The organism is Pseudoalteromonas sp. APC 3691 (assembly GCF_030408135.1).
In the GTDB taxonomy this organism is placed as follows: domain Bacteria; phylum Pseudomonadota; class Gammaproteobacteria; order Enterobacterales; family Alteromonadaceae; genus Pseudoalteromonas.
On record NZ_JASDCB010000092.1, the window covers coordinates 1 to 11,538 of the forward strand.

Annotated in this window: 8 protein-coding genes; 5 read left to right on the plus strand and 3 right to left on the minus strand. The window is 38.9% G+C overall.

Annotated features, from left to right (window positions below; translation table 11 throughout):
- Nucleotides 1-165: 165 nt before the first annotated feature.
- Nucleotides 166-2,985 (minus strand): ATP-binding protein, encoded by a 2,820-nt coding sequence (locus tag QL998_RS19230; RefSeq protein ID WP_290193298.1) that lies wholly within the window; start codon nucleotides 2,983-2,985, stop codon nucleotides 166-168.
- Between the two features lie 76 nt (nucleotides 2,986-3,061).
- On the opposite strand from QL998_RS19230, the gene QL998_RS19235 reads away from it, so the two are divergent.
- Entirely contained in the window at nucleotides 3,062-3,634 is a 573-nt protein-coding gene (locus tag QL998_RS19235) for a DNA-J related domain-containing protein (protein ID WP_290193299.1), read from the plus strand.
- Nucleotides 3,635-3,656: 22 nt separating this feature from the next.
- Here QL998_RS19235 and dbpA read toward each other — a convergent pair whose 3' ends face one another.
- Complete coding sequence (dbpA, locus tag QL998_RS19240) at nucleotides 3,657-5,045, minus strand: ATP-dependent RNA helicase DbpA (RefSeq protein ID WP_002960948.1); 1,389 nt, start codon at nucleotides 5,043-5,045, stop codon at nucleotides 3,657-3,659.
- 191 nt (nucleotides 5,046-5,236) lie between these two features.
- Between dbpA and QL998_RS19245 the strand changes: the two genes are divergently transcribed.
- The 3 genes from QL998_RS19245 (at nucleotide 5,237) to QL998_RS19255 (ending at nucleotide 9,934) form a co-directional block, all read left to right on the plus strand.
- The gene (locus QL998_RS19245; protein ID WP_290193300.1) at nucleotides 5,237-7,324 is read left to right on the plus strand and encodes a TonB-dependent receptor; all 2,088 of its coding nucleotides are present in this window, start codon (nucleotides 5,237-5,239) and stop codon (nucleotides 7,322-7,324) included.
- Between the two features lie 181 nt (nucleotides 7,325-7,505).
- Entirely contained in the window at nucleotides 7,506-8,906 is a 1,401-nt protein-coding gene (locus tag QL998_RS19250) for a M20/M25/M40 family metallo-hydrolase (protein ID WP_182195487.1), read from the plus strand.
- Between the two features lie 86 nt (nucleotides 8,907-8,992).
- The gene (locus QL998_RS19255) at nucleotides 8,993-9,934 is read left to right on the plus strand and encodes a tetratricopeptide repeat protein (protein WP_182195485.1); all 942 of its coding nucleotides are present in this window, start codon (nucleotides 8,993-8,995) and stop codon (nucleotides 9,932-9,934) included.
- 44 nt (nucleotides 9,935-9,978) lie between these two features.
- Here QL998_RS19255 and QL998_RS19260 read toward each other — a convergent pair whose 3' ends face one another.
- Entirely contained in the window at nucleotides 9,979-10,884 is a 906-nt protein-coding gene (locus QL998_RS19260; RefSeq protein WP_290193301.1) for a DUF808 domain-containing protein, read from the minus strand.
- 145 nt (nucleotides 10,885-11,029) lie between these two features.
- On the opposite strand from QL998_RS19260, the gene QL998_RS19265 reads away from it, so the two are divergent.
- Nucleotides 11,030-11,311 carry an MliC family protein gene (locus tag QL998_RS19265; RefSeq protein WP_197103219.1) on the plus strand — a complete coding sequence of 94 codons (282 nt, stop codon included), beginning with the start codon at nucleotides 11,030-11,032 and terminating at the stop codon, nucleotides 11,309-11,311.
- Nucleotides 11,312-11,538: the final 227 nt, after the last annotated feature.

The following is an 11,538-nucleotide window of genomic DNA, read 5'->3' on the forward strand; positions in this document are numbered from 1 at the left end:
AAAAGTCACATCAGCAATAAAACCTAAAGAATAATAACAACACCAGAAAAATATCGCGATCGCAGCCTTCGGCTGCTCAAAAATAGTAAACCCTACAAAAAAGCAGGGTTTATCGTCAATCTGAAGCGCCTAAGGCGCTTTTTTTGTGTCTGGATTAAATACAGTTTAACTCTCATTATACTTTTTAAGTACACTCTGCAGTGTATCAACGAGCGCTGTAAAATCATTTGCACTGCTTTTTTGGGTTCTGTGTAGAAGTGCTCTGTCTAAATTTTTAGCCGATTGCGCAATTTCATCCAAACCAAACATTTGTGCAGCCCCTAAAATGCGATGGCTATCTTTTTGTAGCGCACCTAAATCTTCGCTTATAAAATGCTGGGTAATCGTTTCACTCTCCAAAGCAAAGCTCTGCTTGAAACTAATCACAAGATCGCTCATATCAACTTCATTTTGCTTTATAATTGGCTGATCTTCTGCATTATGTAGGTGATTAGAGAGCGCTTTATAAAATGACTCTTTGTCTATCGGTTTACCTAAGTAACCTGTAAACCCTAACTCTAAGTAACTATCTACTTCATGACTCATAGCATTTGCTGTTAAAGCAAAAATAGGCCGTTCAAAACCACACTGTTTCAATAGTTGAAAAGCTGAACGCCCGTCCATCACTGGCATTTGAATATCGAGTAATACTAAGTCAGGGTATTCTTTTAAGCACTGCTCTACCGCTTGCTCACCATTTTCAACAGCAATAACCTCGAGTCCCATTGAGCGTAAATAGCGGCTTATTAACCTACGATTATCAGGATGATCCTCCGCAAGTAAAACACGACCCGCCAATCGCTTATTTTCCTTAAAAGTACTTTGAGTTTCAATCATGCTTTGCGATTTATTTACTTCTGCGCACGGTAAAAAGAACGAGAACTGACTGCCCTTTTTGTATTCGCTTTGTACGCTAATATAACCGCCCATCATCGCGGCTAATTGTTGCGATAAGCTAAGACCTAACCCTGTACCACCAAAGCGACGGCTAATGCTGTTATCTGCTTGGCTAAAGCATTCAAAAATAAGCTTTAACTGTTTAGAGCTCATACCAATACCGGTATCTTTTATAATAATAACCAGCCCTTGATCACTCTTATTTAAAGCAATGATGATCTGGCCAGCGTGAGTAAACTTAATAGCATTGGCACACAGGTTTATAAGAACCTGCTTTACGCGAATCAAATCGAGCTTAGTGTAAAACTCATTACCCACTTGATTGTCTAAAATAAGGTGTAGATTTTTTGCTTTTGCTTGGGTAATAAACATGGCATGTACATCACTTACGAGCTCGACAATATCAAAGCACGAAATATTTAACTCTAATCTATTGGCTTCAATTTTACTTAAATCAAGTACGTCATTTATTAAGCTTTTTAAATGGTCACTGTGACGCTGAATTACTCTTAATTCATCTTTAAGTGACTCAGGCTCATATAATTCATTAATTAAGGCATCTGTTTGCCCTAAAATAGCCGTTAGTGGAGTGCGAATTTCGTGACTAATATTAGCTAAAAACTGGCTTTTAACATCGTTGGCTTCTCTCAGCTCTTGTGCAATTGCCTGCAATTCTGCAGTACGTTGCGTAACTTGTTCTGTTAACTGCTGCTTAGCGCGTTTTTCTGCACCACGACGGTAAAGTGCAATACCCGTTACTACAACTAAAAGTAATAGTAAAAAAGAGAATAAAGTAAGCTGAGAACGCTGCGACATTTTCAGTTCTTGCACACGGCGATCTTGTTTAAGTTTTTCTATTTCCTGGTTTAATTGCGTTGCTTTAAATTGATGCTGAAGCACCGCTAGCGCATTAATAATTGCCGTACTTCTGAGTTTTCGCAGCTCACTAATGTATTTTTGTTGCAAAGCCATTGCACTTGAATAATCGCCTTTACTCGCTTCAAGAAGTGCTTTGGCCCCCAAGCTTTCCCTAATTATTCGCTCACTGCCGTATTCATGGGCAAGTAAAATAGCTCGATCTAAATTTATTTGAGCCTCATCTAAATTGCCCTTAACAAACTGAATCTTAGCCAGCGCATGTAACGCATTAAGCTCTAAATTATGGTTATCTATTTTAAGCGCATAGTACTCACCTAATTTAGCTTGCTCGTATGCTTCATCAACTTTTTTCAATACTAAATTAGTATTTGCCAAATTAGTATATTGTGTAGATAACTTATTGTAATCATTAGCTGAAATATAATAGCGCAGCGCTAGCTGGTAATAATGCAGTGCTAAGTCAAATTGGTTGCTCTCCATATGAGCAACACCCATATTGTTATATACCTGCGCAATACCGCTTTTATCATCTAATCGCTGATAAACTTTAAGTACATCTTGATAAAGACTAAACGCACTATCGTAGCGTGATAAGCGTATATAAACGCCAGCTATATTAAGTAGTATATCGGTTTGATCTTGTTCACTGCCGTGCGCTTCGTAAATAGCTTTTGCTTTTAAATAAAACTCTAGAGTATCGCCTAACTTGTTCATATTAAAATAGGCCAAGCCAATATTATTTAGTAAATTTGCTTGTTCAAGTAATTGCTCATTTTTTTCAGCTAATACTAGGGTACGGCTGTATTCAATAATGGCTTTTTGAAATAAACCTTGATAGAAGAGCACCACACCTTGCATTTTAATTGCACGAAAGTGCTCATCAGGAAAGAATGTATCTGAAGTATGTTGTTCTAGTAATTTAAAATAGTGTAAAGATTCTTTAAAATTATCAGCCGATAACGCACTATTACCCAATGCCGAATAAACAGCGACCCGCTCTTTTTTGGAGGCATCTTTATTAGTAAGTAGCATGTTTGCTAATTGTAATTTAGGCTCCCACTGCACTTCGTTTTTGAATTGCTCAAATAAAGAATCAGTATTTTGGGCATAGCCAGGAGCTATTAGTACACAGCATATAGTAAATAAGAGGCATTTTAACTTGCCCAGCATAATTTTAATCCTTCAAACCGTTACTTATATCAGTGTAATCTTTATTGAAGATACACCAACTACTAGGGCCTAAACAATGCTTAACCCACTGATTGATGAGATTTTTGAGCTAATACTAACAAAGCAGGTTTGGCAAGTTCATACTTTAGCAGCAGAACTGACCACCCGTAGCGCTATGACCACTCTCGATAAAAGTCCTGAACGTGATTTATTTAAACGTAACTTTTTAATTATGAATGCACTGTACCAACTTAAGGCACAATTACGCCCTCAGAGTTTACTCATTTCAGCTCTGCATATCGAGCTTTTAGAAAAAGGAGATAATAGTTTAGTAACAACAAGCGAGAATTTGCGAGATTATTATTTAGATTGGCATAATTACGATACTAGTGAAGAGCAGATTGATGAGCTTTTAAATAGCTTTTGGCGTCAGTTTAAAACGACATCGCCACAACAGGCTTTAAATGAAAATGAATTTAAAGAGTTGGCTTTAGAATGGAAGTTACCTGAAAATTTTACTCTTAAAAACGTTCAAAAGCGCTGGAGACAACTTGCGTTACAAATGCACCCAGATAAACCAAGTGGGTGTGAAGTGAAGTTTAAAAAAATAAAATTACAATACGAGCAGCTAAAGGTAGCTGCTCGTTAATCTATTAATTTAGAAGTTTAAATTAACGAGTAAGGCGACGAGCGCGTATTTTACGCCCTTTAATGTTGCCTTCGGTTAGTTTGCGAAGTGCTGGTTTTGATGAGTTACGTTCAACAGCAACAAATGCTACGTTATCAAGTACGTTAATTTTACCTACTTGACGACCTGCAACCCCATCCTTACCTGTTAGAGCACCAAGAATATCGCCTGCACGTACTTTTTGCTTTTTACCTGAATCAATCATCAAAGTAACCATTTCAGGTCGGTACGGCGGTTTATCTAATAAATTAAACGGCGGCATTTGTTCTGGAGTAATATCACGCTCGTAATGATCGCCAATTTGTGCAATTTTAAACGCTTCAGCTTCACCGTAAATAGAACAAGCAATGCCCTTTTTACCAGCACGCCCAGTTCGGCCAACACGGTGAACATGTGTTTGCGTGTCATGTGCTAAATGGTAGTTAATAACCATATCCATGTCATCAATATCTAAACCTCGTGCAGCAACATCGGTTGCAACAAGTATTGAAGCACTTTTATTTGAAAAGTGAATTAGCGTACGTTCACGATCGCGTTGCTCTAAGTCACCGTGCAATGCAACAGCGCTGAAGCCTTCGTCAGCTAAATCATCACACACTTGTTGAGTTTCTACTTTGGTATTACAAAATACAACACAGCTTTGTGGTGTAAATTTAAGAAGTAATAACTTAAGCGTTGGATAGCGCTGCTTATTGTTATCCATTTTGTAGAAGTACTGCTTAATTGTGCTTTTTGCTTGCTCTTCTTCTACTTTAACCATTTCTGGGTTTTTAAGTACACGCTTAGCAATTGCTTCAATGGCTCTTGGGAATGTAGCACTAAATAACAATGTTTGACGATTTTGTGGAATACGCTCAATAATTGCATCAAGTGTGTCTTGAAAACCCATATCAAGCATTTGATCGGCTTCATCAAGCACCAATGTTTCTACATCATCTAAGCGTAGAGTACCTTTACGAATATGGTCATCAACACGCCCTGGCGTGCCAACAATAATATGTGCACCATGTTCGAGCGAGCCTATTTGCGGGCCGATTGAAACACCACCACATAACGTCAATATTTTAATGTTATGAATGCCGCGCGCTAATTTACGCATTTCTACCGCAACCTGCTCGGCAAGTTCGCGAGTCGGACACAAGACTAAAGATTGAATACGAAAGCGTTTTACGTTTAATTTAGCTAACACACCCAAACTAAACGCAGCAGTTTTACCTGAACCGGTTTTTGCCTGAGCAATGATGTCTTTACCAGCAAGTACAGGCGGCAAACTTTGTGCTTGTACGGGTGTCATGTGGGCATAGCCAAGTGTTGATAAGTTATCAACGAGTCCAGCTGGTAAAGCCAAAGATGAAAAAGCAGTTGAAGTCACAGTAAGTTCCATAGCAATAAAAATAACGTGGGGGAAAGCCCCACTAAATATGCTGCTAATAATAGCAGAATTCGTAATTAGCAACCATTAACAAACACATAATAAAGCACGTTAACAAAAGGTGTTGAAAATGATAGTAGTTTGCATTAAGATCGCGATTGTTTTTTACATATCACTGCTGGAAGCAAACAATGAAACTGAATTCTCTTTACATAGCACTGTTAGCAAGCATTACAACAAACACATACGCAAACACTACTGACCTTGAGCGTATAGAAGTAAAAGGTAGCTACTTTAACGATTACAAAGTAGATAACGCTAATGGCGCAATGAGAACATCAGCTTCATTACTTGAAACCGCACAATCTGTAACCGTAATAACCGACACTATTATTAGTGAGCAACTTGCCACTACCCTTGGCGAAGTACTCACAAATGACGCAAGCTTAACTGCAGGCTCACAACAACGAAATCGTGAGGTATTTAACTTACGTGGGTTTGAGCTAAGCTCATCAACAGGTTATTTACGTGATGGGCATCAGCATTGGTCGCACTACCAACAACCAATCGAAATTTTACAACAAGTTGAAGTAATTAAAGGCCCATCGAGCATTTTATATGGTCAATCAGGTCCGGGTGGCTTGGTGAACATGGTTACTAAAAAGCCTACAGCACAAACATTATTTAATGCCAGTGCCGATGTAGATCAACATGGCTCAACGCGCTTTATGGTAGATGCTGCAGGCGCCTTGACTGAATCTGAAGATTTACGTGCTCGCGGGATTTTAGTTAAACAAGATGTTGATTACTGGCGTGAATACCAAAACGGTGAAAACCGCGAGCGTGACCGCTTTTTAGGTGCTTTAGTTGTAGATTACGATATTAGCGACAACGCATTAGTACGTGTGCATTACGACCGCACGGACGACGAAGCAGGTTTAGATACGGGCGCATGGATAGACGATAATGCCAATGTAATTGGTGATGATAAAACAATCCGTGATATGTCTTGGGCGTTTACCGATATAACCGTAGAAAACCTAGGTGTAGACCTAGAAGTATTTTTAACCGATAACTGGCAAGTAAAGCTTGGCTATAACGAACAAACATTTGAACGCCAACGCTTTGAGTCAGCACCGCGTATGCCAGCTGGCTTTGCTGAAGGCGATAGTTATGAATCTCGCCCTTACGACCGTTTTGACGATTGGCAATTTAAAACTGCATTTATTGATTTTATTGGTGAATTTGAAACAGCTGGTATTCATCACCAATTCCTAGTTGGTGCTAACTCGCTTGATTACTACTACGGGCAATTACGCACAGCACTGCCTAAAGAAGAATACCTTTACTATTCAGCAGGTCAAGACGAGCCATCTCGTCCATCAATAAGCTATAAAACAGATGATACAATAAGCGAAACTGAATACGACTACTACGGTATTTACGTCCAAGACTTAATTTCGTTCTCACCAGAGTGGCAATTATCGCTAGGTGGCCGTTACGATAAGCAAACGCGTGAAGGCCAAAATAACGAATCATTTGTACCAAAAGTAGGTGTGCTTTATCACCCAAATGCTTCTGCAACTATATACGCTAGTTACTCAGAAGGCTTTGAGCCACAAAATGAGACCATCACCGACGAAACTGATATTAACTTCGGTATGGAAATAGATGCTGTTACCTCTGAACAAAGAGAACTTGGCATAAAATGGCAACTGCTTGATGACCGTTTACTGCTTAGTGGTGCCGTTTTCGATATAAGTAAAAATGGAACGCTGGTCACTGCAGACCTTGAGGCTCCTATTGGCTCAGTTACAACCGAGACAAATCAGGTTGGCGAACAACGCCACAAAGGCTTTGAAGTTGCAGCACAAGGCGCTGCAACAGATCGTTTATTTGTAATGGCCTCTGCGATGTATTTAGATGCGAACTATGAAAGAGCGAATGAGGAGCTGCAAGGTAAACGCCCAACCGACGCACCTAAATGGTCAGCATCTCTGTGGACTCGTTATGAGCTAAATGATGCGATTGCTTTTAACGCTGGTGCTTTTTATGAAGGCGAGCGCTTTGCAGATAGCGATAATACAATTACTAAAGATGCATATACACGTGTTGATGTAGGCGCCACTTATAAGTTTAACTTAAGCAATACCGATATTAACTTACGCCTCAACATCGAAAACTTATTTGATAACAACTATTTAGGTGGTGGCAGCACGAGTAATGTAACTGTTGGCGAGGGTACAAATCTTCGTTTAGCAGCGCAATTTAGCTTTTAAATAAATGCCTTAAATAACAGTGTTAAAATATAGCCCGCGTACATTTACGCGGGCTTTTTTTATATCTAAACGTTTATACCTAACAGCATTAAACCTATTACAAAGCCTATTCATCTCATCTATTTTTTATCATGTTTGTTACATGCTCTAATAGCGCTAATTATTAAAAAGGCCTACCCAAATGAAAAAATTAATTACCGCACTGCTGCTTACTAGCAGTATGGCTGCAAACGCTAACAGCGCCGAATTTACCCAAAAGCAATTACAACAAGTAGACGAAGTGCGCACCTCTGCACTAAATAGTGATTTAAGTTATAAATTACTAGAGTCATTAACAACTGAAGTAGGCCCACGCCTTCCCGGTACCGAAAACGATAAAAAAGCCGTGGCATGGGCTCAAGCCAAATTTAATGAACTGGGCTTTGATAAAGTATGGCTAGAAAAAGCCACGTTTCCTGAATGGCGTCGTTATAGCGAAAGCGGAAAAATACTAACACCAAGCGAGCAACCACTGCACTTAACTGCATTAGGTAACAGTATAAGTACGCCAAAAGATGGGATTACAGCGCCGGTTGTATTATTCGAAACACTTGATGAATTAAAAGCCGCACCGGCGAACAGTTTAAAAGGTAAAATTGCATATATTAATTACCGCATGAACCGCGACATAGACGGCAATGGTTACGGACCTGCTGTAAAAGCACGAGGTACAGGCGCTATAGAAGCGTCTAAAAAAGGCGCTGTTGCCTACATGATGCGCTCTGTTAGTACCGGGCATCATCGTTTTGCACACACCGGTGGTAGTTACTATAAAGAAGGTGTTACAAAAATACCTAACGTAACCATTGCTAACCCAGATGCAGATCAAATAGCACGCTTAGTCGCTTTAAATAAAGACGTATCGGTAAATATTAATGTGCAAACCGAAAGCCTTGGTGAAGGCACTGGTTATAACGTTATTGGCCAATTTAATGGTACCGAAAACCCTGAGCAATATGTATTAATTGGCGGGCATTTAGATTCTTGGGACTTAGGGACTGGCGCATTAGATGACGGCGCAGGCGTTGCACTAACAATGGCAGCCGCTAAACATATTAGCGATGTAAAACGTCCTAAGCGAAGTATTCGTGTGGCACTTTTTGCAGCTGAAGAGCTAGGTCTTTGGGGTGCAAAAGCTTATTTTGCAGAGCATAAAAACGAGCTAAGCAATATTGTTGCAGCCGCTGAGTCTGATTTTGGCGCCGATGTTGTATATGCTTTTGAATCAAATGTAGATGCCGCTTCGCTTCCTGTAGTACGCGCTATAGCAAAAGAGCTTGCGCCATTAAATGTTGAATACATTGGTAAAAACCAAGCGAATGGCGGCCCAGATCTAATTCCGCTTAAAAATGCAACATCAGCACCTATTTTTGAACTTGCTCAAGATGGAACAGATTACTTTGATTACCACCATACAGCTGACGATACGCTTGATAAAGTAACACCTGCTAAGCTTCGTCAAAATACCGCTGCATATGCTGTATTTGCTCTAATGGCTGCCGATGCAAAAACCACTATCAAGCCTAAAGCTCAAAATAAGTAATAACAGACATACTTACTTACAGTTTGTAGCTTTGACTAACACGCTTCTTGTTTTACCTTTAGGTAATTAAACAAGGAGCGTGCTTTATGTTACTTTTCAACACGAGTGAATCATTTCCACATTTTGCACAAATAACACGCTGCCCTCACTGCCAGAGCGACGCCTACCATTTAGTAAATAAAAGCCGCTATTTACGATTTAGCATTTTACCTATGCTTGCCTTAAAATTAAGCTATAAACGCGAGTGCTATCAATGCGGAAAAAGCGAACCGGTTAAAATACCGCAACTACCGTTAATAGAAAAACTAAGCCTACCTAAATACTTTATTGGCGTCTTTTTATTGCTTTGGATTGTTTCTTTTTTTTATCAACAACACCTTGATACCGAGACTCAAAAGCAAAGCTATTTGAATACACCTAAAATATATGACACCTATTTAGTACACGCCGACAAATTTACACACGAACCCTGGACCCTAACCAATTTAAAAATTGCTCAAGTTTTAAGTTTTGATAAGCAGTTTATTACCTTTCAGATAAGCAACTACAGCTATAAACGTAATAATAGTATTACCTTGGCAATGCGTACCAGCCAACTAATTCAAGACAATTACTTCTCCACTAAAACAATCACCCTCCCTCGTGATGAAGTAAAGCGTTTGTATAAAGACGAAGCTATTTATGACGTGCTGCGACCTTATGCCAACAGCCTTTATGGCGGGTTTGTGATGTTTCCTCCCAAACCTAAGCCACTATATAAAGGTTTAAAACTCGATAAAAACAATCAACAAGGCATTAATTATTTTAAAGATGGTTTGTTTATTGAAGCATTTAATAGCTTTAAGCAAGCTGCTGAAGCGGGTTCTCAATGGGGGCAATTAAATTTAGCGCAAATGTATCGTGATGGTCAGGGAATAGCTCAAAATTATCAACAAGCTATTTATTGGTATAAAAAGGCCATTGAGCAAAAAAATACTAAAGCACAATTTGAATTAGAATCGCTTTGTAAAATAGCTAACTGTGAATGAGTGAATTTAAATATAGCTGGCGCAACAAGTACGCCAGCTATAAACTATTTTTTAAATAACTTTGTATAACTTACATGTATGAGCACAACAACTAAGCCGGCAATAACACCTAGCAAACCATCAAACAAGAGAGGCGCTAATACTTCTCCTGTGCCGCCAGCAACAGACTGAGCATAGCTTGTTACATCCACTTGAGTATGATGCAGTAACTCAACACCATGCACTAAAATCCCGCCGCCTACTAAAAACATTGCAATGGTGCCCGCAAATGCTAAAAACTGCATCAACCTAGGCGCTGCTGCGAGTAAGCCTTTACCAAGTAACTCTTTAAATTTATTAGCTGACACTTTAGATTGATTGAGTAAATAAAGCCCGGCATCATCCAGCTTTACAATACCGGCCACTAAGCCATAAACGCCAATCGTCATTATAATTGCGATAACACAAAGCACTAAAGCTTGGTTAACTAATGTAGCGCCTGCCACAGTGCCTAAAGTAATAACAATAATTTCGGCAGAAAGAATAAAGTCGGTTCTTATTGCCCCTTTTATTTTTTGTTTTTCGTACTCAACTAAATCTAATTTTTCATCTTCATCTACCGCTTCATTGTGATGAGGCAAAAACTTAGCAAATACTTTTTCAGCTCCCTCAAAACACAAAAACAAACCACCCATCATTAAAAGCGGTGTTATTAACCAAGGCAGCCATACGCTTATTAATAAAGCAGCGGGTACGAGTATCGCTTTATTTAAAAATGAGCCCTTTGCCACAGCCCAAACAACCGGTAATTCACGCTCTGCTGCAACACCTGTAACCTGCTGTGCATTGAGCGCTAAGTCATCGCCTAATACACCCGCTGTTTTTTTTGTTGCTACCTTACTCATTGTCGCAATGTCATCAAGTAAAGTGGTTATATCGTCTAATAACGTTAAAAGGTTAGTGCCTGCCATAAAGCTTCCGAGCTCAAAAAATATTGCTATAAACATAACGTAAAGCGCTACTTTCACCAACGGTTAATTTTGCTTTGTTATTCTTACATTAGATTAAAATTTTGCCCTGTGTTTTAACTAACTTTTAAAGAAGATGGGAGGAAAAATGAAAGTATATTTAGCATTAATCGCTATTTTACTAAGCTTGTCCGCATGTAGTGATTTACAAACCAGTACTGCTTACCAATGCGATGATGAGAGCGTAAAACTCAATATCATTAATAATTCTGAAGCCGAACTTATCTTTAACAATAAAGTGCATGTACTTAATCACGAAAAAAGTGCATCAGGGAATAAATATATAAGTGAAGAGGTACTGTTTTGGGGTAAGGGAAATGAGGCCATGCTAATCATTGCTGGTAAAAAAAGACAGTGCATCAAGGTTTAACACAAAACTAACCAATAAATTACAGCAATGCTACAATAATTAAAGACCCATTATTGTGATGAAGTTATGCGTTCAATTGCGATCAAACATAAAATAATTTGTAACTATTCACCAAGACAAATTATTTTCTAAGGATCTTTTTTAGCTATTGACTGATCCTGCCAGTATGCCAAGCTAGAGCTATTACCCTATCGCTCTAGCTTTAATGAATTTAAACAGCATAAATA

Bases quoted from the DNA above. Each gene is read 5' to 3' on its own strand.
- QL998_RS19255 (WP_182195485.1), top strand. From the start codon at position 8,993: ATGTTACTTTTCAACACGAGTGAATCATTTCCACATTTTGCACAAATA.
- QL998_RS19260 (WP_290193301.1), bottom strand. From the start codon at position 10,884: ATGGCAGGCACTAACCTTTTAACGTTATTAGACGATATAACCACTTTA.
- QL998_RS19250 (WP_182195487.1), top strand. From the start codon at position 7,506: ATGAAAAAATTAATTACCGCACTGCTGCTTACTAGCAGTATGGCTGCA.
- QL998_RS19265 (WP_197103219.1), top strand. From the start codon at position 11,030: ATGAAAGTATATTTAGCATTAATCGCTATTTTACTAAGCTTGTCCGCA.
- QL998_RS19245 (WP_290193300.1), top strand. From the start codon at position 5,237: ATGAAACTGAATTCTCTTTACATAGCACTGTTAGCAAGCATTACAACA.
- QL998_RS19235 (WP_290193299.1), top strand. From the start codon at position 3,062: ATGCTTAACCCACTGATTGATGAGATTTTTGAGCTAATACTAACAAAG.
- QL998_RS19230 (WP_290193298.1), bottom strand. From the start codon at position 2,985: ATGCTGGGCAAGTTAAAATGCCTCTTATTTACTATATGCTGTGTACTA.